21 protein-coding genes and 2 tRNA genes are annotated in these 25,387 nt (G+C 40.2%); 9 read left to right on the plus strand and 14 right to left on the minus strand.

Going from position 1 to position 25,387, the window contains the following annotated elements:
* Window positions 1-51: 51 nt before the first annotated feature.
* Both ETF27_RS00815 and fabD read right to left on the minus strand, forming a co-directional pair.
* Window positions 52-1,734 carry an alpha-amylase family protein gene (locus ETF27_RS00815; RefSeq protein WP_130828681.1) on the minus strand — a complete coding sequence of 561 codons (1,683 nt, stop codon included), beginning with the start codon at window positions 1,732-1,734 and terminating at the stop codon, window positions 52-54.
* A gap of 149 nt (window positions 1,735-1,883) precedes the next feature.
* Window positions 1,884-2,771 carry an ACP S-malonyltransferase gene (gene fabD / locus ETF27_RS00820; RefSeq protein WP_130828680.1) on the minus strand — a complete coding sequence of 296 codons (888 nt, stop codon included), beginning with the start codon at window positions 2,769-2,771 and terminating at the stop codon, window positions 1,884-1,886.
* A 268-nt stretch (window positions 2,772-3,039) separates the two neighbouring features.
* On the opposite strand from fabD, the gene ETF27_RS00825 reads away from it, so the two are divergent.
* Window positions 3,040-3,384, plus strand: a complete 345-nt coding sequence (locus ETF27_RS00825) for an ISAon1 family transposase N-terminal region protein (RefSeq protein ID WP_130828679.1) — start codon at window positions 3,040-3,042, stop codon at window positions 3,382-3,384.
* 1 nt (window position 3,385) lies between these two features.
* On the plus strand, window positions 3,386-4,369 hold the full coding sequence (locus ETF27_RS00835; RefSeq protein WP_439650603.1) for an ISAon1 family transposase: 984 nt from the start codon (window positions 3,386-3,388) through the stop codon (window positions 4,367-4,369).
* Between the two features lie 76 nt (window positions 4,370-4,445).
* Here ETF27_RS00835 and ETF27_RS00840 read toward each other — a convergent pair.
* The 3 genes from ETF27_RS00840 to ETF27_RS00850 form a co-directional block, all read right to left on the minus strand.
* Window positions 4,446-4,517: transfer RNA gene (locus ETF27_RS00840), tRNA-Glu, on the minus strand.
* An 8-nt stretch (window positions 4,518-4,525) separates the two neighbouring features.
* Window positions 4,526-4,612: transfer RNA gene (locus tag ETF27_RS00845), tRNA-Ser, on the minus strand.
* 502 nt (window positions 4,613-5,114) lie between these two features.
* A complete protein-coding gene (locus tag ETF27_RS00850; RefSeq protein ID WP_147785320.1) occupies window positions 5,115-6,365 on the minus strand; it encodes a phosphoglycerate kinase in 1,251 nt (416 codons plus the stop codon).
* 116 nt (window positions 6,366-6,481) lie between these two features.
* Between ETF27_RS00850 and queC the strand changes: the two genes are divergently transcribed.
* Entirely contained in the window at window positions 6,482-7,138 is a 657-nt protein-coding gene (gene queC / locus ETF27_RS00855; protein WP_130828675.1) for a 7-cyano-7-deazaguanine synthase QueC, read from the plus strand.
* Window positions 7,139-7,175: 37 nt separating this feature from the next.
* Here the strand turns inward: queC and ETF27_RS00860 are convergent, their stop codons facing one another.
* Window positions 7,176-9,560: a TonB-dependent receptor gene (locus ETF27_RS00860; protein ID WP_130828674.1), complete on the minus strand. Its 2,385-nt coding sequence runs from the start codon at window positions 9,558-9,560 to the stop codon at window positions 7,176-7,178.
* A 428-nt stretch (window positions 9,561-9,988) separates the two neighbouring features.
* A complete protein-coding gene (locus ETF27_RS00865; RefSeq protein ID WP_130828673.1) occupies window positions 9,989-10,876 on the minus strand; it encodes an ATPase in 888 nt (295 codons plus the stop codon).
* 138 nt (window positions 10,877-11,014) lie between these two features.
* On the opposite strand from ETF27_RS00865, the gene kdsA reads away from it, so the two are divergent.
* The 3 genes from kdsA (at window position 11,015) to cls (ending at window position 14,091) form a co-directional block, all read left to right on the plus strand.
* Window positions 11,015-11,773: a 3-deoxy-8-phosphooctulonate synthase gene (gene kdsA, locus ETF27_RS00870; protein ID WP_130828672.1), complete on the plus strand. Its 759-nt coding sequence runs from the start codon at window positions 11,015-11,017 to the stop codon at window positions 11,771-11,773.
* Window positions 11,770-12,741 (plus strand): KpsF/GutQ family sugar-phosphate isomerase, encoded by a 972-nt coding sequence (locus tag ETF27_RS00875; protein ID WP_130828671.1) that lies wholly within the window; start codon window positions 11,770-11,772, stop codon window positions 12,739-12,741. Before kdsA ends, ETF27_RS00875 begins: the two co-directional genes overlap by 4 nt.
* 138 nt (window positions 12,742-12,879) lie before the next feature.
* Window positions 12,880-14,091, plus strand: a complete 1,212-nt coding sequence (gene cls, locus ETF27_RS00880; RefSeq protein WP_240048096.1) for a cardiolipin synthase — start codon at window positions 12,880-12,882, stop codon at window positions 14,089-14,091.
* A gap of 1 nt (window position 14,092) precedes the next feature.
* On the opposite strand, the gene ETF27_RS00885 is transcribed toward cls, so the two are convergent.
* From ETF27_RS00885 to ETF27_RS00910, 6 genes are all read right to left on the minus strand, one after another.
* Complete coding sequence (locus tag ETF27_RS00885; protein ID WP_394348691.1) at window positions 14,093-14,689, minus strand: response regulator transcription factor; 597 nt, start codon at window positions 14,687-14,689, stop codon at window positions 14,093-14,095.
* 72 nt (window positions 14,690-14,761) lie between these two features.
* Complete coding sequence (locus ETF27_RS00890; RefSeq protein ID WP_130828669.1) at window positions 14,762-15,715, minus strand: helix-turn-helix transcriptional regulator; 954 nt, start codon at window positions 15,713-15,715, stop codon at window positions 14,762-14,764.
* Window positions 15,716-15,973: 258 nt separating this feature from the next.
* Window positions 15,974-17,515, minus strand: coding sequence for a ribonuclease Y (gene rny, locus ETF27_RS00895; RefSeq protein WP_130828668.1), 1,542 nt, complete (start codon window positions 17,513-17,515; stop codon window positions 15,974-15,976).
* 19 nt (window positions 17,516-17,534) lie between these two features.
* Window positions 17,535-17,837 carry a cell division protein ZapA gene (locus ETF27_RS00900; protein ID WP_130828667.1) on the minus strand — a complete coding sequence of 101 codons (303 nt, stop codon included), beginning with the start codon at window positions 17,835-17,837 and terminating at the stop codon, window positions 17,535-17,537.
* A gap of 9 nt (window positions 17,838-17,846) precedes the next feature.
* On the minus strand, window positions 17,847-18,140 hold the full coding sequence (locus tag ETF27_RS00905; RefSeq protein WP_130828666.1) for a hypothetical protein: 294 nt from the start codon (window positions 18,138-18,140) through the stop codon (window positions 17,847-17,849).
* Between the two features lie 102 nt (window positions 18,141-18,242).
* A complete protein-coding gene (locus tag ETF27_RS00910) occupies window positions 18,243-18,884 on the minus strand; it encodes a hypothetical protein (RefSeq protein WP_130828665.1) in 642 nt (213 codons plus the stop codon).
* 268 nt (window positions 18,885-19,152) lie between these two features.
* On the opposite strand from ETF27_RS00910, the gene rfbA reads away from it, so the two are divergent.
* The 3 genes from rfbA (at window position 19,153) to ETF27_RS00925 (ending at window position 23,034) form a co-directional block, all read left to right on the plus strand.
* On the plus strand, window positions 19,153-20,034 hold the full coding sequence (gene rfbA / locus ETF27_RS00915; RefSeq protein WP_130828664.1) for a glucose-1-phosphate thymidylyltransferase RfbA: 882 nt from the start codon (window positions 19,153-19,155) through the stop codon (window positions 20,032-20,034).
* A gap of 19 nt (window positions 20,035-20,053) precedes the next feature.
* A complete protein-coding gene (locus ETF27_RS00920; RefSeq protein ID WP_130828663.1) occupies window positions 20,054-22,537 on the plus strand; it encodes a GumC family protein in 2,484 nt (827 codons plus the stop codon).
* Between the two features lie 68 nt (window positions 22,538-22,605).
* Entirely contained in the window at window positions 22,606-23,034 is a 429-nt protein-coding gene (locus ETF27_RS00925; protein WP_130828662.1) for a BT0820 family HAD-type phosphatase, read from the plus strand.
* A gap of 333 nt (window positions 23,035-23,367) precedes the next feature.
* Here ETF27_RS00925 and ETF27_RS00930 read toward each other — a convergent pair whose 3' ends face one another.
* Window positions 23,368-25,293 (minus strand): polysaccharide biosynthesis protein, encoded by a 1,926-nt coding sequence (locus ETF27_RS00930; RefSeq protein ID WP_130828661.1) that lies wholly within the window; start codon window positions 25,291-25,293, stop codon window positions 23,368-23,370.
* Between the last annotated feature and the right edge of the window lie 94 nt (window positions 25,294-25,387).

A 25,387-nucleotide genomic window follows, 5' to 3' on the forward strand; every position in this document is an offset into this window, starting at 1 on the left:
AAATCCTCTTTGCAATGAGAATTAAATTGATAATCGCTTAAAAACATATTCTTAAAATTTATAAATTCTTCCTGACAATGCATCAACCTGAATCTTGCAAAAGCCATCTTTAGAAAGTCTAACTTTGAGCTTTTCTCCTGATAAAAGATCTGTCATGTTTACATTTCCTTCTTTCAGTTCAAGATAGTCAAAAGCGTGAGTAGGGATGATTATGTCAGATTGGTGTGCTTCATTGTCAAAATTCGCCAAAACAAATAAGGTTTCGTCAACGGATTTCCGAAGAAACGCAAAGAGTTTTTTATCATTAAAATTATGATTATCCAAATTCGCATACATCAAATCAAAGGTCTTACCCTCGCGAACAGCTTTCTCAACATTACAGATATTCAATATTTTTTTGTACATAGTTTCCAGATAAAGCTGCCGGGGGGTAAGGTTTTTACGTGAAAAATAGCCATTATATACACCATCAACACACCAATAATCGAATATCGTGGAGCGACCGTCTAATCCGGAGAAGCCCTCTTCATCCATGCCTCGCTCGCCAAATTCCTGTCCAGCATATATCATGAATGGATTAGTACGCAACAAAGCCGAAACTATCATGCCAGGGATACCTTTTAGAGCATTCCCACTAAAAAAGTTGGATGCGACACGCTGTTCATCATGATTTTCAAGAAAGTAAAGCATGTGATCCCGAATATCATCCGTGTTCTGCCATACTTGAGTTATAGATGATGCAGGAAGTCTGTTACAGATTACTTCACGAAGACAATCATACATACCCACTTTATCATAAAGAAAGTCAAAGCCGGTATGTAGATAACTTCGATACAAGGAAGGATTATACACTTCGCCTATAAATAGAATGTCGGGATAACGCTCTTTTACTCTTTTGATGGTATAGGACCAAAACTCTTTTGGTACCATCTCTGCCATATCACATCGAAAACCATTAATTCCTTTTCCAGCCCAAAAAAGCAAGACATCTGTCATCTTTAGCCAAGTAGATGGTATGGGAGAGAAGTGGGAACTCCTCCCTCCTAAATCACAATAATCCACACCATAATTAAGCTTAACTGTTTCATACCAATCATTCCGTTGTGGATACGCATCAAATTTATCATTGCCGGTACACTTGGCCGGATATTCTTCATAAGGCGTGCACAAAAAATCACAATCATTGGTAACAGCAGACAAGTCTAAGTGCTCATTCGGACAATAATAGAAGTTATTTTGAGCATCAAAATGTTTACTTTTATCATCGGATTCGCCCAAATCCTTCACCTCATCCGGTTTCGCAATACTTTTGTATTCACGAGCGACATGATTAGGGACAAAATCTATTATTATCTTCAAACCTATATGATGGCATCTATGAATTAAAGCCTCAAACTCTTGCATTCTGCGAGGAACATTCACAGATATGTCTGGATCGATGTCGTAGTAATCAGTTATAGCATAGGGCGAGCCAGCCTTTCCCTTGACAATGATTGGTGTTTGAAGTGGGATACCATAAGACGCATAATTGGTTGTGGTTGCATGACGTAATATGCCGGTAAACCAAATACTATTTGCACCAAGATTTGCAATTTGCCGTAGAACCTTATAACTGAAATCATTCATCTTCCCCACCCCATTGTCGTGCAGACTTCCATTTTTTTTCCGGGTTTGATTTTTATTACCGAATGTTCGGGTCAGAACCTGATAAATTATTAGTTTCTCTTGCTTCATATTATAATTATCCAAAGTGGCAAAAAGGGGACAAAAGTGTTATTTAAATCTTCCTCTTAGAATTATTAGGATATTATCGTTTAGAGGAAACATTTGAATAACACTTTATACGCCTTTATCGTTTCCTTCAAACGAAAAAGATATACGATCTACACCAAACCATGAGCAACAACTTCCCTGTTGATACGCCCTATCATACCTTGCAAAGCTTTCCCGGGTCCACACTCAATAAACTCATCAGCACCTGATGCTATCATATTTAGAATACTTTCAGTCCAGCGAACACTTGATGTTAGTTGTGCGATAAGATTGGCTTTAATTTCAGCAGCATCAGTATGCGCTTTCGCGTCCACATTCTGATAAACAGGACATTTTGGTATCATAAAATGTGTTGTCTCTATAGCTTCCTGTAGTTCATCTTTTGCAGGTTGCATCAAGGGAGAATGGAAAGCACCACCTACCTTCAAAGGCAAAGCGCGTTTCGCACCTGCAGCTTTCAACTTATCACAAGCACTTTCTATACCCTCTTTTATACCAGAAATCACCAACTGACCCGGACAGTTATAATTTGCAGCTACACAAAGGCTTCCGTTATCACTGACCTGCTTGCAAATTTCTACTACTTTTTCATCAGACAACCCAATAATCGCAGCCATTGTGCCGGGATTCTTTTCACATGCTTTCTGCATCGCATTCGCACGAGCCGAAACCAACTTTAAACCATCTTCAAAACTTAAAGCTCCGGAAGCTACAAGGGCAGAAAACTCGCCAAGAGAATGACCAGCTGTCATATCCGGCTTAAACTTCTCTCCCAGGCAAAGAACTGAAACGACACTATGGAGGAATACTGCCGGTTGAGTAACTTTAGTTTCTTTCAACTGTTCATCGGTTCCTGCAAACATAATATCTGTAATTTTAAAGCCGAGTATTTTGTCAGCTTCATCAAAAAGTTTCTTTGCCAATGGAGAAGAGTCATAGAGTTCTTTACCCATACCAACAAATTGAGCACCTTGACCTGGAAAAACAAATGCTTTCATACTATATAAACTTTTAAAATTATTTTATAGATTGCAAAGATAGAGAAAAATCACGAGATACAACCTAAAGTAAGACTATTTCATACATTTTAAAGCAAAAGCTTTCACATCATTAACAACATGAAGAACATATAACATAAGGTATCGTTTATTTCCCTAACGCCAAATTATAGTTACTAAAGCGGTTGTTTTGGGTCAGTCGTAAAACCCAGTTGCATCCCCTCCCTCTCATGCACATAATTTCATAAGTATTTGTTATCTTTGCATCATGAAGACCGAGCAATTGTTGCGTTGTATCTTTCCAGAGATACTTGCAGATTATTTTGATGTGATAGATATCCAAGAGAGCATTTCCCGGATAGACTTCTGGTTGGATGAGCGTAACTTTATGGAAGAGGCAGACCGCAAGGCCGGCAAAGTAAGCTGTTACGGCTTTACCGCCGAACGGGTTGTCCATGACTTTCCCCTTCGTGGCAAGCCCGTTTACCTTCATGTCCGCCGTCGAAAATGGCATGACAGTTCCACGGGTGAGATATTCAGTTATTCTTACGATGACTTGACGGCTGAGGGCAGCAAACTATCCCCTGAGTTCGTTTCTTTTTTAAAAGAATAGAATTGAGTCTACTGCGGAGAGCATTACAGGTATCGGCTCTCATTATGGCGTAGACGGTAAGCAGCTTTCCACACAATACAAGGAGCATTTCAGTGATTATCGCCAGTGGGAGCAGTTGTCGCATGCGGGAGACTGGCTGCTGTTTGATGAGAACCTGGGAGAGAGCCTGAGTATCGATGAGACTTGTCTGAGCAGCGGTGAGGTCTATACGTTTCTGACCAACAAGGCCGGCAAAGGTGGCAGGGGTACGCTGGTAGCTGTGGTCAGGGGAACAAAAGCCGAAGATGTGATCCGTGTTCTGGAAAAGATTGACCTTTCCAAAAGAAAGACTGTCAAGGAGATAACGCTCGACTTGTCTTCCTCTATGATGATCATTGCGCGCACGGTGTTCCCCAAGGCACTCATCACCAGTGACAGGTTTCATGTGCAGAAACTTTACTATGACGCTTTGGACGACATGCGCATAGCCTACCGGTGGATGGCAAGGGACAGAGAAAATGAGGAGATGAAGGAAGCCAAAGCCAAGAATGAAACCTACAAACCATTCAGATACAGCAACGGTGACACACGCAAGCAACTGCTTGCCAGAGCGAAGTTTATACTGACTAAACACAAGTCCAAGTGGACGGAATCGCAAAGGCTAAGGGTGGAAATAATCTTTGAAAACTACCCAGAACTCAAAAAAGCCTATGACCTGGCCATGGAACTTACCGATATTTATAATGCCGAAAGCATCAAGGACGCGGCAAGGCTGAAACTGGCTAAGTGGTTTAACGAGGTAGAGAAGTTGGGGGTGGACAACTTCTATACGGTGATTGACACCTTTAAGAACCATTATGATACCATACTCAATTTCTTTGTCAATAGAGTCACAAATGCCAATGCTGAATCCTTCAACGCAAAAGTCAAAGCCTTCAGGGCACAGTTCAGGGGAGTAACGGATATTCCTTTCTTCCTTTACAGGCTTATAAAATTATGTGCATGAGAGGGAGGGGGATGCAACTGGGTTTTACGACTGACCCGCTATTACCTATAATCAAATACTTTAATCACACCTCAAGTAGTCGGTACGAGAATCGAACTCGTATGCCAAGATTGAGAATCTTGTATCCTAACCGTTAGATGAACCGACCAATAAAAGCGGAAGGAGGGGGATTCGAACCCCCGGTACGCTAACGCGCACGGCAGTTTAGCAAACTGCTGGTTTCAGCCACTCACCCATCCTTCCGGAAATAAGTTAGAACCGAGAAGCCAAGCATTTTATAAATGCGGTGCAAAGATACTATATAATTTCTAAACGTGCAAATTTTTGTCGCATTATTTCACAAACAAAACAATAGTACTCTAAACAAATCTGTCGTAAGTCGGGAATTTAAGCGCAATCGCAATAAACATGAAACGTATAGTTACTCTCATGCGCAGATGCTTGCAAGTGTCCATAAGAGCGTCTTCGCAAGAACCGCGCTTTACAGAAGAAATAAAGAACCACATCACCCGCTATATGTGACAACTCCAATGACCTTCGGAACAGATACTCGGCTATTGTAAACTCAAAGGCTGCAACATGGCTTCCACCGAGGGATGTTCCTTTCTTATCTTCAAAATGGGTGAACCTGATGCCCTCTGACCAAAAGGGTTGCATAAACAGGGATTTATACGAGTGATAATTTATAAGAGGGTGTATCATAAAGACGAGTTATGATACGCCCTCTTTAATTATATATAACAGGTTATTTCTCTATGGCAGCCACTCCCGGCAACACTTTGCCTTCAATAGCTTCAAGCATGGCACCGCCACCGGTGGAAACATAGGAAACTTCCCCTGCCAGTCCAAACTTGTTGACCGCGGCAACCGAGTCGCCACCACCAATCAGTGAGAATGCACCGTTTTTCTTTGTAGCCTCAGCTACATATTTTGCAATTTCACCGGTACCGTGAGCAAAATTCTCCAACTCAAACACACCTACCGGACCATTCCAAAGAATTGTTTTTGAGTCAAGGATGATTTTCTTCCAGATTGCCAAACTTTCTTCCGAAGCGTCCATTCCCTCCCACTCGTCCGGGATTTGGTTTATTGGGAATACCTTGCGCTCGGTATCATTAGAAAAGTCCTTTCCGCACAAGGTAGCTACGGACAGCGAAAGATTAACGCCTTTTTCCTTGGCAGCGGCAATAACATTCAGAGCTTCTCCCATTAAATCATCCTCATGAAGAGAGTTCCCAATTTTTCCTCCTTGAGCCTTAATAAAAGTGTAGCCCATACCGCCACCAATAATAAGGTTATCTACTTTGTCCAATAAGTTTTTGATAACACCAAGTTTGGAACTAACCTTGGAGCCTCCTATTATCGCGGTAAATGGGTGCTGTGCATTTTTCAAAACATTGTTGATGGCCGTAACTTCCTTTTCCATCAAGAAGCCCAACATTTTGTGATTTGCGTCAAAAGAGTCGGCTATAACAGCAGTAGAGGCGTGTTTTCGGTGTGCGGTTCCAAAAGCATCATTAACATATACATCCGCATAAGATGCCAGTTTTTTCGCAAAATCAGCTTGTCTGACTTTCATTTCCGCTGCGGCTTTGTCATATTCCGGTGTACCTTTTTCTATACCGACGGGCTTGCCTTCTTCCTCTGCATGGTAGCGCAAGTTTTCCAACAACAATGCCTCTCCGGCTTTTAAGGCTGCTACTTCTGCATCAGCATTCGCGGCATCCTTTGCGAATTTTACTTCTACCCCAAGGACATTGCTCACATTTTTTACAATCTGTCGCAATGAAAGCTCCGGTTTTACTTTACCTTTCGGTTTTCCCATGTGACTCATCATTATCAGGGTACCGCCATCAGCCAACACCTTCTTCAATGTTGGCAAAGCTCCACGGATTCGAGTATCATCAGTTACGTTGCCATTTTCATCCAATGGCACATTAAAATCAACGCGAACGATAGCTTTCAGTCCTGCGAAGTTAAAATCATTAATTTTCATCTGATTATGTTTTGTAGTTAGAATTGAATACATCTTTACCGCAAAAATAAGCATATTTAATTGATTTATGAAATCAAATACAATCTTTTTTGTATTTTTGCAGAAAATACACTTCAATGAAAGATTCTATTATCATTATTAGTGGCGGACTTGACTCCGTTACTTTACTTTATGAGAAGCAAGAAGAAATATCACTTGGAATTTCTTTTGATTATGGGCAAAATCACGCATGCAAAGAGTTGCCTTTGGCAAAATATCATTGCGAAAAGTTAGGAATTCCTCATATTGTCATTCCCCTCAATTTCATGCAACAGTACTTCACAAGTTCTTTGATGGAAGGTGCGGACAAGATTCCGAATGGGCACTATGATGAGGAGAACATGAAATCTACTGTTGTCCCTTTTCGTAACGGTATCATGCTTTCCATCGCCATAGGTATTGCCGAAAGTAGAAAAATGCGACGCATCTACATTGCCAACCACGGAGGCGACCATACGATTTATCCTGATTGCAGACCGGAGTTCATCGCTGCCATAAGAGCTGCCGGTTCCGCCGGCACTTTCAACAACATTCGGATTGAAGCACCCTATACTTTGCTGACAAAAGCTGATATTGTTCGCAAGGGAATAAAATTAGGTGTGGATTATTCTATGACTTGGAGCTGCTATAAAGGTGGGGAACAACATTGTGGCACATGTGGCACGTGCATAGAGCGTCATGAAGCTTTCCTTGCCGCAGGTGTAAAAGATCCGACGACTTATGAAAAGACATAAGATTTTCCCTGTATAGCTCTGTGTATGTTAGGAGGGGTTAGAACTCCACCGTTATTTTTCCATTAATCTGCCTGCCGGTAAGATAGTTAGGAACAGCATACTGTTGCCCGGCAATGTCCGTAACCCAATAATAAGAATTTACGTTATTAATCCCCAAAAGGTTCAGGCAATCTACCCCAAGCCATATATTGCGAAAAACCGAATGTTTTGAACGGTCGTGATTATCAAACAACCGATAGCTCATACCTATATCGGCACGCCGGTATGCCGGTGCTCGGAAAGAATTTCTCTCCAACTCTCTATGAGGTGCTGAGAAAGGAAGTCCATCGGCATAAGCCAATTTTAGCGACATCCGCCAGCGTGTGGTTCCCGGGAAATAATCGGTGAAATACAAGTTTACGGAAAACTTCTGATCTGTAGGTAATGGAATATTCCTGCCATTCAGTTTCATTCTTGTATTCATAATGCTAAAAGTGAGCCATGAATCAGCATCGGGGACAAACTCTCCGAATAACTTCAAATCAATGCCCGCTGCATGACCGGAAGAGCGATTATCGCCATAATAGGTAACTTTCACGTTATCCACAGAATAGGGGATGAGCCGTGAAAGAACTTTATAATATAGTTCCGCCGTGAATTTGAATGGTCGGTTCATCATTCGGAAGTTGTAATTCATTGCGGCAAGAATGTGAATGGAACGTTGAGACTTTATTTTCTTGTTCAACAATGCGTAAGTAATGCCATTAACAACAGTTGTATCGCGCAACTCCTTGTAGAAAGGTGCTTGATAATATAATCCGCCAGCCAGACGAAACGACAGATTGCGATTCCATCCGGGTGTGACGGATAAAGAGGCACGTGGCGAGAAGATGCTTTCTCCATTGTAATTCCAATGCGCGAAACGTACTCCGTAATTAAGCGTGAACAACGTGGGAATTGAATCGCGAGTTTGGAAATGCCATGTATCCTGCAAATATGTTTCTATTCTTTTTGCGTCAAGTTTATTACGCGCACGGAGTGAGTAAATCAGATTCAGATCGTTCCCCGTATGCGGTATGTTATACCCTGCGGAATCACGATATTCGTATTCTGATGAGTTCTCTTTAATACTTTCTATCTTATAAGTAAACGCACCTTCAATATTATGTTTCCCTGCCTTATGCTTCAACATCAACTTGAGGCTCTGTACATTTGCTCGCAAATAATCTCGAGAGTGTTGCGAATACGTACCTACCCCAAGATTTTCCGATGTTTCAGTTTGAGTAAGCCAATATTGTCCTTGTATGTCATAGCTTTGATTTTCTTTAGTTGAGAAAGCGGAAGCAATGAGCGATATTTCAGTTTTTGCGGACAGATGATTGGTAACACTGAGCGTGCCAAAGAATGTACGGAAATCATCCTTTTCCTTACCATCAAAATATACCTTGAACGATTTCACGTTTTCCATGGTTCCAAAGCGTGTTTCTCGGTCTTGGGGTTGGAAATTGTATTCGTTGTTGGAAATATTCCCAATGAAATCTATTCTCCAACGCCGATTAGGCAACCATGACAAGTAAGTTTGATAATCAAGAAAGGAAGGTTTATATTCACCTTTTGTTTCCAATGTTCCCAACAAATATTTATTAGTTTTATAGCGTAAGCCATTACTCCATGTCAGCTTTTTAGTGGCTAATCCCAAATATCCACTTGCGCCGAGCAACGATGCCGAGAGGGCAGCTTCGGTTTCTTTAGGACGTTTGTATTGAATGTCTAATGCCGAACTCATCTTATCGCCATATTTAGCTTCAAAGCCACCGGTAGAAAAGCCAACACTTTCCACCATATCGGGATTAATGACAGAAAGTCCTTCCTGTTGTCCGCTACGCACCAAGAATGGGCGATACACTTCGACGTTATTGATATATACCGAATTTTCATCAAAAGTCCCCCCTCGCACGTTATATTGAGATGACAATTCCGAATGTGTGGAAACACCCGCCTGTGTTTGTACCAATTCCTCAACCGCGTTTCCTGTCGCTGATGGAGCTTGCTTGTTCTTTTCCAAATCAAGGTTCTCCGTTGTTCCATGAACGCGCGCTTTCCCCTCAACCACCACTTCTTGCAACTCGTTATCATCGGCCAATTGCACAAGCAGGGTTTGCTTTCCCCGAGGTCGATGCAAAGTTCTTATTTTAGTCTTATAGCCTATCATGGAAAATCTGACCTTCACAGAATCTTCACTTCGCAAAGTCAGACTGAATTCACCTTTCAAGTTACTCATGGCTAATTTGCCTTGAGAAACCACCATGATGGAAGCCAATTCTATCGGGTTACCATCCTTGTCGGACACCTTGCCCTGAAGCGTGAACGATTGTCCAAATGCAGAAAAACTGATTAGCAGGGACAAGATGATGATGAGTATCGACTTATTTTTTTTCAACATATTTTGATAACGCATCCTCTACTCCATTTATTGTTTATATAAGTCTGCGATGTGAATTTTATTTACAACCGACATAAAATTACAAACGTTTTCTGAAAGGAATGTGAAACGGTGAGAAAACAGCGCAATCTCAATGCTTTCATAACTTGCTGTATTTCAATATATTGACGAAACATATAAAAAAGCCATATTTATTCTGTATAGAAAAGCCCACAAAAGCTTAGCCATTACAGTCTAAAAGATTATCAATCGTTGAGTAATTGCTCATCTATTGGCTCGCAAAAGGTAAGCTGTTGCAACACTAAAAACAGTTTTCAGTATAAAAAACATCGAGAAAATGGGTTTCAACCGATGAGAACTCAAAATTTCAGAGCTATTTCACGATTTTGCAAATGTTAAAAAACAGTCGTTTTATTTTACAAAAAAAATCAGAATGAAAGTAATTGATAATTCAACATACCCATTAACGGAGAGCGTTCAATCTTTACCACTTCATAACCAAAGTCATCAGCTATTTCCTGAAAAAAATCCTTGAAATAATAAGAAACACTTCCTATGGCGGAAATTTTATTATTTCCCAAATCATCATAATGACGAATGTTTTTTGAAAAGAATTGATAGAAATTAAATTTCACCAAACGCTTCAAGTCGTCTTCCTGAATATTCTCAAGTATAAATTTTGATGTATTGGCAAGAAACCTGTTTGCCAATGGTTTGCGATAGACACGTTCTATCACGTCGGTATAGGTAAGTCCGGCTTGCTCCAGATATTTATCACGTATTCTACCGGAAATATCGCCTTTGAAAATACCATTAAGAAAAAGTTTTCCCAATGCCGCTCCACTTCCTTCATCACCCAAAATATAACCAAGCGGAGGAACGTTGCGCACTATTTTTCTACCATCATAGAAACAACTGTTCGACCCCGTTCCGAGAATGCAAGCCACCCCGCCGCTCTTTCCGTAGAGTGCCCGAGCCGCACCTAACATATCTCCGGCAACCTCGATAACAGCTTGGGGAAACACCTCTTGTAAACAATAGCGCATCAAAGGAATTGTGGTTGTGTTACAACCGGCACCATAAAAGGCAACCTCTGAAATAGTTTCTGATATCCGGTTCAGTTGAAACTTCTCGAAACATTTCAGCAGCAATTCCTCACGAATAATCCCCATGATGACATCACGAGATTGATGAAAAGGATTAATCCCCTGCGTCTGAATTCGTAAAACATCCGGTTTGAATTTTTCTCTTGAAACAGTATTGGAGCATAATGCCCAATCCGTCTTCGTACTTCCGCTATCGGCTACAAGTATCATAAGTATGTGTATTTATTGCAAAAGTAATAAAAAAAACGATATTGCTCAATGTAAAACATTAAACTTTAGTATCTTTGCATGAAGAATTGAAGAAGACAGGTGCAAACATCTGCATTTTGGGAGTTTATCCATTAAGATATGAAAAGAAACAACATTTTTATCGCAGGTCCCTGCGTGATAGAAAATATGCAACTTCTTGATACGGTTGCGAAGGAACTTGTTCGCCTGAATAATAAATTTGATACTGACATTATTTTCAAGGCCAGTTTCGACAAAGCAAACCGTACAAGCCTACACTCCTTTCGCGGACCGGGACTAAAGGAAGGATTGGCAATGCTAAAAGCCGTAAAAGAGAAATATGGTTTGAAAATCCTGACCGATATTCACGAGAGCAGTCAGGCTGAAGCCGTAAGCAAAGTGGCAGATGTGATACAAATACCGGCATTCTTGTGCCGGCAGACCGACTTACTGGTAGCGGCTGCAAAGACCGGAAAGGTGGTAAATATCAAGAAAGCTCAATTCCTTAGTGGAAAAGACATGAGATATCCTGTTGAGAAGTGCCGGGAAAGCGGTGCCCAAGAGATATGGCTCACTGAACGAGGCAACAGTTTCGGATATAATAACCTAATCGTTGATTTTAGGAACATTCCCGACATGAAGGAAATAGTTCCCACGGTAATAATGGACTGCACGCACAGCGTTCAACGACCAAGCGCGGGAAACGGAAAGACCGTAGGCGACAGGAAGTTTGTTCCCGCAATGGCATTGGCAGCAAAGGCCTTTGGTGCCACAGGATATTTCTTTGAAGTGCACCCCGAACCGGATTTGGGACTGAGCGATGCTGCGAATATGTTGGAATTGTCAAACCTTGAAAGAACAATAGAAAAATTGCTATGAAAAAAGCAGAAGACAGACTTGAAAGGGTGAGAGAATATGCAAGCCAATGCATTAAGGAAGAGGCAAATGCAACTCTGGCACTTATCGACCAACTGGATGAGAACTTCGATAAAGCTGTCAGCTTGATGTTCCATTGCAAAGGGAAAATCATTGTTACCGGAGTGGGTAAAAGTGGGAATATAGGCGCAAAGATAGCTGCGACCTTGTCTTCGACAGGCACGCCTGCATTCTTCGTCAATCCCTTGGACGTATATCACGGCGACTTGGGAGTTATGACCAAAGATGACGTGGTACTTGCGCTTTCCAATTCGGGACAGACAGATGAATTGCTGCGATTCATCCCCATGGTGCTCCACATGAACATCCCCATCATTGGCATGAGCGCGAACGCACAATCCTTATTGGCAAAATATTCCACAGTACACATAAAGGTGTGGGTAGAAAAAGAAGCATGTCCGCTGAACCTCGCTCCAACAAGTTCAACCACTGCCGCACTGGTAATGGGCGATGCGTTGGCTGTGGCACTGATGGAAGTCAGAAAGTTTCGACCAAAAGACTTTGCCCAATTTCATCCGGGAGGAGAGCTTGGCAAACGTTTACTGACTACAGCTCAAGACGTAATGCGGTCGGATGAATTGCCCATAATTCCAAAATGCACCCACTTGGGAGATGCTATCATATTGGTGAGCAAAGGAAAATTGGGCTTAGGAGTTTCACTCGAAGAAGAAAAAGTTATCGGACTGATAACCGATGGCGATATCAGACGCGCAATGGAAAAATGGCAAGCGAAATTCTTTGACCATAAAGTTGAGGACATCATGACAACCGCCCCCAAAATGGTGGCACCAACAACAAAAATAACAGAAATTCAAAGAATGATGCATCAATATAAAATTCACACGGTCCTTGTCTGCGATGAGGAAAAGAAATTGTTGGGGGTTGTGGATCATTACAGTTGCATGATTTGACGAACCGAACAAAAATGACAGATTAAAGAAATAAGATTGAAAAATAAGATAAAATATATCTTTACCTTGTTCTTGTGTGCGATTGCGATTTGGGCAAATTCATCAACTCTCTCATCGCATCGCACAACAGAAGACAGTATATTCATAAGTTCCGATTCACTGATAGCACACCAACTACGCGCAAAGGGGATTCGGTTCTCAAAAAATAATTCCGTTACGCTGCTAACTAATGGACAAGAGAAATTCGATGACTTGTTCAAAGCCATAGAACAAGCCAAATCGAGTATACATTTGGAATACTTTAACTTCAGGAACGACTCTATCAATGGGGAGCTCTTGAAGAGATTGGCTCTGAAAGCCGGTCAGGGAGTTGAGGTAAGAGCCATATTCGATGGATTTGGAAATGCCAGTAACAATCGCCCAATGAAAAAACATCATTTGGATGCGATAAGAAAAAAAGGTATAGAGATATATCAGTTTAAACCTATACGATTTCCTTGGATACACGATATTTTTAATCGCGATCACCGAAAAATCGTTATCATAGATGGTAAAATAGCATATACGGGTGGGATGAATGTCGCCGATTATTACATAAAAGGTAAGAAAGCAATAGGTTCTTGGCACGACTTGCACTGTCGCATAGAGGGAGATGAAGTGAACACGCTTCAAAAGATTTTTATAGATATGTGGTGGATGGTGGCAGGAGAAAAAATAATCGGCAGTAAATATTTTCGCGGAATATCCAATGCCGACTATATCAAAGGGCTAATACCGGATACTTGTAAATCGGCAGGAAAAAAAATGGTGGGTATCATCAATAGGAAACCACGCATTTCAAATGAAATCATTCGCTACTTCTACATTAACTCGATTAATGATGCGAAAGATAGTATCAAAATCATCAATCCATATTTCACATTGAGCCGGAAATTAATAAACGCTCTTAGAAATGCGGTAAAGAGAGGGGTGAAGGTAGAAATTTTATTGAGTGAAAAAAGCGACATTCCCTTAACACCGGATTGTGGCTTTTACAATGCGCATAAACTAATGAAGGGAGGATGTGTCGTCTGGATTTATAAGCCCGGATTTCATCACACAAAAATCATAATGGTGGATGGGAAGTTCTGCACGGTGGGATCGGCAAACTTAAACGCGAGAAGTTTAAGGTGGGACAGAGAAGTTAATGCCGTCATCATTGACAAAGAAACAACAAAAGAGCTGGACACACTCTTCGAAAACGAAAAGAAAAAGAGTTTCAGACTCACGGAAAAAACTTGGAATGAATGGAGAACACCATGGCAGAAATTCAAGGGATGGGTGGCTCACCTTCTGGCAGCATTTCTATAAACTATATCTTATTGATATCAACATATCCGTGCATGACAGCATATATAGTCAAAGCCGAAACACTTTTTATTCCCAACTTTTCCGTTATTTTTTTTCGATGCGTAATTACTGTCGTGGGACTAATACAAAGTTTTGCAGCAATTTCTTTATTGATGTAGCCTTGAACAACCAAAGAAAGCACTTCTATCTCCCGATTTCCCAAAACCTTATTCTTGAAGATTTGAGGCATTTGAGGAAAATTCTTCCCCCCCGCATGTCCGTGTTGCTCCACTTTCAAAACGTTCTTCACTAACTCATCTTCCGGAACATTAATGCAAAAACTATGAAACCCGGACAGCTGAGAATTGGGATCATTAGTCATGGATAACACGATAGTCTTATTAATTCTATCAGTAAAAAAAGCACGATTTTCTAAAGCTACAGTTTGAGCTACAAAATAATGATAAAACGAATCGGGGGAAGCATGATAGAAATCACTAAAATTGGAAAAAGTCTCAACCGTAAGAATAGGTAGTACTTTCTGAAGAATATACTTTAACCCCAATACTGCCAATGTATTGGGATCAATAATAGCCATACGCGGATGACCATGAGGCATTTTTCCATGCTCAATTTCAAAATGTTCTTCTGTCATCATAGATTTATTCATACTTTTCTTAAGTGAATACAATTATAAATTAACACTGCTGATATCTACGAGGTTATTGACAATGGCATAGATGGTTAATCCTGCCGGAGAATGAATTTGAAGCTTTCGAGCTATATTCCGTCGATGGGTGATAACCGTATTCGTAGAGATACAGAGATGATTGGCTATTTCCTTATTCGTCATACCTTGCACAACACAAATAATGACTTCTTTTTCTCTGTCACTCAGAGTTTCCGTTGAACCACTCGGCTTAATCATATTGGATATTTTCAAAGAAACATCATTTTGCTTACTTTTCATTTCCAAATGACGAATAACCGGAATGAATATTTCATCTTCCACCCGAGCATGCAAATCCAGCCAATTCTCACAATTATATATATCATACAAAGTAGATGTCAATTGGTTGTTGTGTCTGGTATCTGAAGGAAGGTATTTGATAATGATATTCTTCAGTTCGCGCAACTTCACATCTGTCTGCGTATGATGCTTGGAAAACGTCTCAATGTCATATTTCTCGTCAGCATTACCTGCCAACAGAGATTCGACATAAGGAAAAACCGTTTTCTCTTCATATTCCATGTGATGATGAATATCAAACGCATATTCATCGTATATTTTCAATATCAGACGCGCGAAATTATCACTTACATCCAACGCATCAAGTAACTTTTTACGAATGAAAGGAAGTTCATAATCTAAATAATAAGTGTGACAAGCTTTCAGATAGTTAACCAAAGTCGGTATAGACAATCTATCAGTATCATCGTACTCTTTGTACCCATTTATGGAAAAGTTTACAACCGAAAGGAATGTGTAGGTATCAACATTTTGCGCTTCACACACTTCACGAACGGTCTTATCGCCAAAACCGAGATTGATACCAAAACTTCCCAAGGCTTGTAACAAGGCGTAATTATCGGCAATCAGGCTTATCATTTTATCATCAGCCTCGTACATTTTTTGATTCTTCATCGACTTTGTAGTGTTTTATAAGTTTAATGTAATTGATAATATATGAGAAAGCAAAACACTTTTAACTATCGTAATATCCGCAATTTAGTGGGAGACGCACGTATTTCTTCTGACTTTCAATCCATCTATAATCTTAGGGTATCGCTGTCCAAACAATAAATAATAAAAACAACTCACAACAAATTAGAAAAAAGAAGTGCTACCCATGAAAGAAAATTGGGGACATAAAAAACATGTCCCCTTTCTCTTCAATAGACATTATTTCGCATAAGAAACACTGCGCGTTTCACGAATAACAGTAATCTTGACTTGTCCGGGATAAGTCATCTCATTCTGTATCTTCTCCGCAATTTCAGAACTCAACTCCTCACTTTCCATATCGTCCATCTTGTCTGCTCCCACTATCACGCGCAACTCTCTCCCGGCCTGTATGGCATAGGTTTTAGTTACTCCGGGATAACTCATTGCAATCGCTTCCAAATCGTTCAAACGTTTTATATAAGCCTCCACTATTTCACGTCGAGCTCCCGGACGCGCTCCGGAAATCGCATCACAAACTTGAACAATTGGAGCTAACAAACTGGTCATTTCTATTTCATCGTGATGGGCAGCGATGGCATTGCATATCTCCGGTTTTTCTTTATATTTTTCAGCTATTTTGCCACCATAGAGCGCATGAGGCAATTCTGTTTCTTCATCAGGTACTTTCCCGATGTCATGCAGCAGTCCGGCGCGCTTTGCCTTTTTGGGATTTAACCCTAACTCACTTGCCATTACTCCGCAGAGGTTGGCTGTCTCACGAGCATGTTGTAATAGATTTTGTCCATAGGAGGAGCGATACTTCATCTTTCCCACTATCCTAATCAGCTCCGGATGCAAGCCATGAATGCCTAAATCGATGGCGGTGCGTTTTCCTGTCTCAATTATTTCATTATCCAACTGCTTCTTAACCTTTGAAACGACTTCTTCTATTCTTGCCGGATGAATTCTGCCATCCGCAACCAACTGATGCAAAGCCAAACGACAAATCTCTCTCCGTACAGGATCGAAAGCGGAAATGACGATAGCTTCAGGAGTATCATCAACAACTATCTCAACCCCCGTAGCTGCCTCTAACGCACGTATGTTACGTCCTTCCCGACCAATAATGCGCCCTTTCACTTCATCGCTGTCAATATGAAATACACTAACCGAATTTTCTATGGCAGTTTCCGTTGCTACACGCTGGATAGTTTGAACAACAATCTTCTTTGCTTGCTGATTGGCATTTAATTTGGCTTCGTCAACGATTTCATTTATATATGAAGCGGCATCCAACTTGGCTTGATCTTTCAAACTTTCTACTAATCGGTGTTTTGCTTCATCTGCGCTCAACCCGGACAATTCCTCAAGTTTAGCTCGCTCAAGCTGCTGCATTTTTACCAGTTCTTCTTGCTTCACTTGGAGTAATTTCTTCTCATTGTCAATGCGTTGCTGCATTTGTTCTACGTCTTGTTTCCGACGAGCAAGTTCTTCTTGCCGTTGATTTAAAGATATTTCTCTCTGCTTCAAACGGTTTTCACTTTGCTGAATCTTCTGATTTCGCTGATGAACTTCTTTTTCGAGTTCGCTTTTCTTGTTAAGGAACTTTTCCTTAACCTCTAAAAGTTTCTTTTCTTTTATTACTTGGGCATCTTTATCAGCCTGTTCCATTAGCTCATTATATTTTCCTTTTGCCACATAGCGTAAATAGGAATACCCACCTAAACCGCCTAACACAAGGCATATAACAGCAATGATAATTGCTAAAATTGGACTCATTTATTATTGTTTTTGATTATTATTCTTGATTCCCTTTAAGCACATCCTCAATCTCAGAAGTGAGTTTACCAAGAATTTCATTAAAAGGTGCAGTATCATTGCGTGCACCTTCTTTCTTATATCGCAAAGCTATATCGAGCATTGACATATATAAGATATCCTTATCGTTTTTCTTTCCTTTGAAAAGCGTAGAATAAGTATTTACCGTATCGGTAATTAGTTTGGATGCAGAACGATAATATTCCTCATCTTCACGAGGTACATTGACAGAGAGCTCCGTATCATAAACGTGTAATCTTATATGTAACTTATCGTCTGACATATTTCAAGGTTATTTCTCACTGATGAGTGTGATGCATTTATTAACATCTCTAATCAGCTTGGCGATTCTTTTCTGAGCAGTCTCCATATCACCGTCAGAAATTTCAATCATCCGAGCCATTTTTAATGAATTGTAGTCATTGTGTGCTTGAGTCAGTTGTGCTTCAAGATCTTTGATCTTCTTTTCACTCTGTTCCACTTTTGCTCGCCACTCGGTATTTGCATTTTTCATCTCTTCGTATTGGAGAATCATTTGCCTTACACGAGTCGCAAACGTATTTAGTGTTTTCTCATTAGCATTCATACACTCACAATAATTTTGGCTACAAATTTACATTAAAGTTTTAATTTAACAAAATTATTAAACACTTATTTTCAATTGAAAGTATTAGAGCGTAGTTGCTTATTATCTTTTAATCTCTTTTTGGTTTTCCGCTTCAGGCTTCGGCTCTTTTTTTGCTAACAGTATGATTTGGAACACGAAGTCGGTAATCCATTTTCTAGAAAATCCAAGCCTGTTGTTGATTTGACGAATGGAAGCGATCGTCTTTATCACACCAGAATCGGAATAGTCGTTCTTGTCAAAGATATCGTTCACGGTTTTCTCCGTCATACTGTAAATCGCTTTCTTAAAAAAGCCGGGCATACGCAACTTAAATTTCATCAAATTTCCTATCAGCATCATCAAGTCTTGTGTCAATGCCTGAAATTGATATAAATAAGTTTGCGAATCCTGCAACTTCTTACAGTTTTTCTTAATACTCACATCAATTTCGTCGAAAAACAGATCTTCTGTCCCATATAGGTTTTTCATTGTCTTCCGCACACTATTCTTCTCTCCCACCCCCAATTTATTATTGACCGTTGGAACATGGAAAGTTTGTTTATAAGTACGTAAATCCGGCAACATCGCCAAATTGGTGATGCCTAACTTAGAAGCTAAAGCAGCTTGAAAATAGACCCTCACCAATGCCATGTAGTCATTCATGCCACCGATTTTTTCACCATCGCCTTTATTCTTCTTGAATATCTTAGAAATTATTCCCATTTAAGTTTGTTATTAATAATGTTCTTTAATTCGTTAGTTTTTCTTCAAATGCAAAGTTAATAAAATAAAATAAGATTTTGATTACCTTGGATATTTTTTTTATTACAATGTTAAAATATCAATTTTAATTATTACCTTTGCGAGCAGTATATGAATAACTCGGAAACAGATAGGACCGAACGCCTCGAAGTATTATATGGCTTCAGCCGTAAAAAGATGAAAGCAAAAGGTCTAATCTATTTCAGAAAACAATTAACAGAGCATTGAAATGAAAGGTATTGTTCTTGCTGGTGGCTCAGGCACACGCCTCTACCCTATTACAAAAGGTGTCAGTAAGCAATTGATTCCTATCTATGATAAACCGATGATTTACTACCCTATTTCGGTTTTGATGTTGGCAGGAATAAAAGAGATTTTGATTATCTCAACTCCCAGCGATTTACCAAGTTTTAAAAGATTATTGGGCGATGGAAGTGCGTTTGGGGTTGAATTTCAATATGCCGAGCAACCATCACCTGACGGATTAGCACAGGCGTTTATTATAGGAGAGCCGTTTATAGGTAATGATAGCGTCTGCCTTGTCTTGGGTGATAACATTTTTTATGGGTCGGGCTTTACGGGCTTACTTAGAAGTAGTGTAGATACAGCTGCGAAAGAAAACAAGGCAACTGTATTCGGATACTTTGTCAATGATCCGGAAAGATATGGGGTCGCAGAATTTGACGCAGCCGGTAATTGCCTGAGCATTGAAGAGAAACCGGAAAATCCTAAAAGCAATTATGCCGTTGTAGGACTTTATTTCTACCCCAATAGCGTTATTGAAATCGCAAAGAACATCAAGCCTTCAGCAAGAGGTGAATTAGAAATCACTTCCGTAAACCAAGAATTTCTTAAAAGAAACAAGCTCAAAGTTCAAACATTGCAAAGAGGATTTGCATGGTTGGACACAGGAACACACGACAGCTTATATGAGGCAAGCACATTCATAGAATGTATCGAAAAAAGACAAGGATTAAAAATAGCATGCTTGGAGGAAATTGCTTTTAAAAAAGGGTGGATTAGTAAAGAACAACTAATTAAAAGTGCACAGATAATGTCGAAAAATCAGTATGGACAATACTTACTGAAAATGGTTGAACATAATAAATAAAAGCAACAACAAGAAACTTATGGAAGATAAAAAATACAGCGAAGAGGAAAACAGAGAACAGGAAGGAAAATCTTCTTTTGATTTCATGAAAATCATCAGTACGGTTATTCTATATTGGTATTGGTTCATACTTTCAATCATTATTTGCACTGGTTTAGCTGCCATTTATTTGCGATATGCCACACCCATCTATGAGGCTTCTGCAAAATTATTAATCAAGGATCAGGACGACAACAATGGTTACAGCAGGAAGTCATCCCTACAAAATATGGCGAATTTGGGCATCATATCTAATTCCACAGGTATTGACAACGAGATGGAAATATTGGCCTCGCGCTCATTGGCACAAGACGCCATTAGGGATATGAAAATTTATGTAAGCTATAGCAGCAAGGGACGAGTGGTAAACCAACCCTATTACCAGAACCAGCCCCTAAATGTAGATATTGATGCCGCTCACTTGGAACTACTGAACAAACCCATTGATTTAACCATAACAAGGAAAGGGTCGGTATATAATGTTGTCGGCATATATTCGGTGCCCATTGATGAACGAGAGTCAGAGGGACCATTCTCCTTGAAAAAAAGTTTCTCCTCGCTACCTGCGAGAATCAACACACGTGCAGGAGTCATCACTATTGACACCAATTCGGGACATGGCTTGAAAGATGGAGAATCTCTATTGGTAAGAATAGAATCCCCCAAGTATGTCGCAAGCAGATATGTAGGTGCATTAAAAGTGGCACAAACATCCAAGATGACTTCCATTGCCCAACTACAAATAACGGACAAGATACCACAACGCGCCATCGACTATTTGAAACAACTTGCTATTGTCTATAATCGTCAGGCAAACGAGGACAAGAATTTCATCGCGTTAAGGACCGATAAGTTTATCAATAATCGCTTGCAGAAAATCAACAGCGAGCTTGGAAAGACTGAGGGACAGATGCAGAACTATAAACAAGATCACGGTATGGTTGAACTGCAAATGAACTCAAGTGCCAACGTGTCCAACCAAAACACATACGAGCAAAAACTTGCCGATGCCGATGTGCAAATAGAGTTGTTCAACAATATCGCGTCAGAGGTGAGAAGTGCTGCAAGGAATTTCTCACACGTCATTCCTGCGAATGTTGGAATCAACGATGCAAGCACGTCCAACTTAATACAGAAATACAATGAGATTGTTCTCGAGAGGAACAGATTGCTAAGGAGTGCTTCGGAAACGTCTCCGGTGGTAGAGCCGCTCACCGACCAGTTGCGCACCTTAAACACCAACATTCTTACTGCCATTGAGACATCAAGAAAAAACTTGGAAGTCCAAAAGAGTGGCATTGCGGAACAGTTCAGCAAATACAACAGCAATGTCGCCCAAACACCACAACAAGAAAGAATGCTCACCCAGTTTGGCAGACAGCAAGAAGTAAGAGCAGGACTTTATCTTATGCTTCTACAAAAGCGTGAAGAAAACAACATCTCATTAGCTGCCACCGTGGACAAAGGCAAACTGATTGATGAACCACAATTTATAGGCAAGGTGCGCCCGAGAACTACGATAATCATGCTTGGTGCTTTCCTGTTAGGATTATTCTTACCTGCCGGATTCATATTCATCGTACAATTCTTCAGATATCGCATTGAGGGACGTGATGATGTAGAACAACTTACCAAACTGCCGATTATCGCGGATGTGCCAATTGCCAGCAACCAGGCAAAAGGCAAGGCTGACATCGTGGTTCATGAAAACAGAAATAACCAGATGGAAGAAGTTTTCCGTTCTTTGCGAACCAACTTACAATTCATGCTCACCGAAGGACAGAAAGTCATCTTGTTCACCTCGTCCACATCAGGTGAGGGTAAAACCTTTACTGCCTCCAATCTTTCCATCAGTTTCGGACTCTTAGGCAAAAAGGTTATTTTGGTTGGACTTGACATCAGAAGGCCTCGATTGGCAGAACTCTTCGGCATCAGAGATCATAAACACGGAATAACAAACTTGCTTGTCAAGAATCAGCCTACCGCAGAGGAGGTCAGAGAGCAAATTCTCCCATCCGAAGTAAACAAGAACCTCGACCTTTTGATGGCAGGACCGGTTCCTCCAAACCCATCCGAATTAATTGAGAGAAATTCTCTAAAGATTATATTCGATATACTGAAACAAGAGTATGACTACATACTTATAGATACAGCACCCGTCGGCTTGGTAACTGATACACTGCAAATAGGACGAATTGCCGATGCTTCAGTATATATGTGCCGCGCCGACTACACGCCGAAATCTACATTTGAGATGATTAACGAACTATCAGCAGAAAACAAGCTGCCAAATATGGCACTGGTACTCAATGGAATAGATATGTCGAAGAAGAAGTATGGCTATTACTACGGTTATGGCAAATATGGTAAATACGGCATTTCCAAATACGGCAAATATGGTAAATATGGTGGCTACAGCTACAGCCATTACAGCAACAAGAATGATAATTCGGTAAAACGATAAAAACACAAATCTAAAAAGTGTGTTGCTCATATTGGAGCAACACACTTTTTGCTTTAAACAAAATAAAAATGATAATAGCAGTTGATTTTGACGGAACGATAGTAGAACATGAATATCCCAAGATTGGGAAAGAAATTGTCTTTGCAACAGAAACATTAAAAGAACTCATAAAAGATGGGCATCAGCTCATACTATGGAGCGTGAGAGAAGGAGAGTTACTCCAAGAGGCTATTGACTGGTGCCACGAAAGAGGAGTTGATTTCTGGGCCGTAAACAAAGACTACCCGGAAGAAGAGAAAGGAAAAAACAATCATTTTTCACGCAAACTGAAAGCCGATATGTTCATTGATGACAGAAACCTCGGTGGCTTACCCGATTGGGGAACCATATACAGAATGGTGAAAAATCACGAAACGTGGGAAAGCATGGGCTATAATCACCCCAATCCATCGTACGGAGAGAAACCTAAAAAGAAAAAACATTGGTGGAATAGATAATAGCATCCTGACAAATCAGTCGCTTCGCCACTGCACTTTCCACAGAACAACTACATTACCGATAGGTGGTAATTGGATTACCAATGGGTGGTAATTGGATTACCAATAGGTGGTAGTTTCAACAAGATACGGCATTCTGTGTCAAAACCTTGGAAAGCCGGCATTAACAAATAAGCGACTGCACTGAATGGGAGTTGTAAACTCTTGAACATACAATATGTTTAAAGTACCTCTTCACGTCTATCATGAAAAAATGAAGAACGTTGATAGAAGAGCTGCTTTACAAGAACTTGCTTTTGAGTCACGAAGTTTTCGTGCCTATCCCCTTTTCAACTATTTTCCCTCCTTATCCAATACGGAATATACGCTATTATTACTGATATATTCGGGAACGATGGCTTTCATTTTTCGAACTATATCCATATTGTTATAACCATGACTGATTTTTATCAACTCTTCTACTTGCCGGTTGATATTGTCATAATCATATTCCTTTACTTTGGCAATACGAATTTTCTTATTGAAACTGGGAAGTGTATTTTCGGTTGTGCTTAGAACTTCCTCATAGAGTTTTTCGCCGGGACGCAGCCCTGTATATTTAATCTTCACGCCCTTCGCGCCCGCAAGTTTAATCATACGCATGGCAAGATCTGCAATTCTAACCGGTTTGCCCATATCGAACACGAAAATTTCCCCACCATTCCCATGTGTTCCTGCCTCCAATACAAGTTTGCAAGCTTCAGGAATAAGCATGAAAAAGCGGATGATGTTCGGATCGGTAACCGTAACAGGTCCACCACTTTTTATCTGCTTCGTAAACAAAGGGATAACCGAGCCGTTCGACCCTAATACATTGCCAAACCGCGTGGTAACGAACTGAGTTCCGGAAGGCGAATTTTCTTTCTTTATCTTAGCATTCAAACTCTGACAATAGATTTCGCAAATTCGCTTCGAACATCCCATCACATTGGTAGGATTTACCGCCTTATCAGTAGAAATCATAACAAATTTCTTTACTCCGGACTTCACGCTAAGATCAGCAAGCACTTTAGTACCCAAAATATTATTCTGAATACTTTCAGAAGGATTATTCTCCATCATCGGAACATGCTTGTAGGCGGCAGCATGGAAAACGAATTCCGGTTTATACTCTGAAAATATCATTTCCATTCTGTCATAATTCGCAATACTTGCCACGATGGTATGAGCCTCGATATGTGGAAAATTGAAATTTAACATCAGGCGAATGTCATGTTGAGGCGTTTCAGCCTGATCCACCAATATCAATTCCGATGGTTCGTAAGCTGCTACTTGTTTTACCATCTCTGCTCCTATCGAACCTGCGGAACCCGTAATCATGATTCGTTTCCCTTTCAACAGGCTTTCTATGGCGTTCATATCCACAGATATTTCATCACGTGGAAGTAAATCTTCTATTTTTACTTCTTGGAGTTGAATGTGAGAAAGGTCATCATCCGTCTCTGACCATTCCCTTGTTCTTTGCGCTAAATATATATTAACTCCCGCATTTAACAAAATATCTTGCAACTGCATATCTGCCCGGAAGCGATCTATCTGTATGGGGGATACCAACACCGCTTGAATATTCATGGATTTCAAAAAGTCGGATAGTTTCTCGTTTACGGAATATACCTTTGTCCCCATCAAGACACGCCCCTTAAAAGTACTATCATGAGCTATGAAGCCCTTAAGACAGTATTTTGTCTGCCGATCATTCTCAAGGTTTCTTGCCAATCCTAATCCTCCCTCCTGAATGCCATAGATTAACGTTCGTACACCTTGCTTGGAACTTATCATCAAATCATACAGAGACTTCACTGATAACCGGAATACACTCATACCGATTGTCGCAAATATGTACATGACGATAATTTGCCTGCCCTCTAAATGTACAAAAGGGTAATGCACTTCATTAATAAAATAATGAATTATCTCCGCAAGAATCAATGAGAAAAGCATTGCATAGGTTACTCGCCGAATATCTGCTAAAGAAGAATAACGAATGATACCGGAATAGGTTCTGAAAATGCGGAAACCTATTAAATTAAGCGTCATATAAATTAAGATTGTTTTAGACAACAATCCAAGATTTGCAAACGTAACAACACCATGGTAATATAACCAAAAAACAAAAATTCCGGCAAAATAGCATATCAAACAGTCAATTAGCAACACTATCCAATAAGGAAGAGCGTTCTTTGTGAAATACCAATCAAATATTTTCTTAAACATGACCATAATTTTGTATTATAAAATCTTTCACGGATGAGGGACTAACAGATGCGGCGACAATAAAACAAACTTACATCATATACTTTGATGTTTCGCTTGA

This window comes from Prevotella brunnea (assembly GCF_008016795.1).
Classification (GTDB): Bacteria; Bacteroidota; Bacteroidia; order Bacteroidales; family Bacteroidaceae; genus Prevotella; species Prevotella brunnea.

What these genes read in the sequence shown, in the direction of transcription:
- ETF27_RS00815 (WP_130828681.1), bottom strand. Translation starts at nt 1,734, where the DNA reads ATGAAGCAAGAGAAACTAATAATTTATCAGGTTCTGACCCGAACATTC.
- fabD (WP_130828680.1), bottom strand. Translation starts at nt 2,771, where the DNA reads ATGAAAGCATTTGTTTTTCCAGGTCAAGGTGCTCAATTTGTTGGTATG.
- ETF27_RS00825 (WP_130828679.1), top strand. Translation starts at nt 3,040, where the DNA reads ATGAAGACCGAGCAATTGTTGCGTTGTATCTTTCCAGAGATACTTGCA.
- ETF27_RS00850 (WP_147785320.1), bottom strand. Translation starts at nt 6,365, where the DNA reads ATGAAAATTAATGATTTTAACTTCGCAGGACTGAAAGCTATCGTTCGC.
- queC (WP_130828675.1), top strand. Translation starts at nt 6,482, where the DNA reads ATGAAAGATTCTATTATCATTATTAGTGGCGGACTTGACTCCGTTACT.
- ETF27_RS00860 (WP_130828674.1), bottom strand. Translation starts at nt 9,560, where the DNA reads ATGTTGAAAAAAAATAAGTCGATACTCATCATCATCTTGTCCCTGCTA.
- ETF27_RS00865 (WP_130828673.1), bottom strand. Translation starts at nt 10,876, where the DNA reads ATGATACTTGTAGCCGATAGCGGAAGTACGAAGACGGATTGGGCATTA.
- kdsA (WP_130828672.1), top strand. Translation starts at nt 11,015, where the DNA reads ATGAAAAGAAACAACATTTTTATCGCAGGTCCCTGCGTGATAGAAAAT.
- ETF27_RS00875 (WP_130828671.1), top strand. Translation starts at nt 11,770, where the DNA reads ATGAAAAAAGCAGAAGACAGACTTGAAAGGGTGAGAGAATATGCAAGC.
- ETF27_RS00885 (WP_394348691.1), bottom strand. Translation starts at nt 14,689, where the DNA reads ATGCCTCATGGTCATCCGCGTATGGCTATTATTGATCCCAATACATTG.
- ETF27_RS00890 (WP_130828669.1), bottom strand. Translation starts at nt 15,715, where the DNA reads ATGAAGAATCAAAAAATGTACGAGGCTGATGATAAAATGATAAGCCTG.
- rny (WP_130828668.1), bottom strand. Translation starts at nt 17,515, where the DNA reads ATGAGTCCAATTTTAGCAATTATCATTGCTGTTATATGCCTTGTGTTA.
- ETF27_RS00900 (WP_130828667.1), bottom strand. Translation starts at nt 17,837, where the DNA reads ATGTCAGACGATAAGTTACATATAAGATTACACGTTTATGATACGGAG.
- ETF27_RS00905 (WP_130828666.1), bottom strand. Translation starts at nt 18,140, where the DNA reads ATGAATGCTAATGAGAAAACACTAAATACGTTTGCGACTCGTGTAAGG.
- ETF27_RS00910 (WP_130828665.1), bottom strand. Translation starts at nt 18,884, where the DNA reads ATGGGAATAATTTCTAAGATATTCAAGAAGAATAAAGGCGATGGTGAA.
- rfbA (WP_130828664.1), top strand. Translation starts at nt 19,153, where the DNA reads ATGAAAGGTATTGTTCTTGCTGGTGGCTCAGGCACACGCCTCTACCCT.
- ETF27_RS00920 (WP_130828663.1), top strand. Translation starts at nt 20,054, where the DNA reads ATGGAAGATAAAAAATACAGCGAAGAGGAAAACAGAGAACAGGAAGGA.
- ETF27_RS00925 (WP_130828662.1), top strand. Translation starts at nt 22,606, where the DNA reads ATGATAATAGCAGTTGATTTTGACGGAACGATAGTAGAACATGAATAT.
- ETF27_RS00930 (WP_130828661.1), bottom strand. Translation starts at nt 25,293, where the DNA reads ATGGTCATGTTTAAGAAAATATTTGATTGGTATTTCACAAAGAACGCT.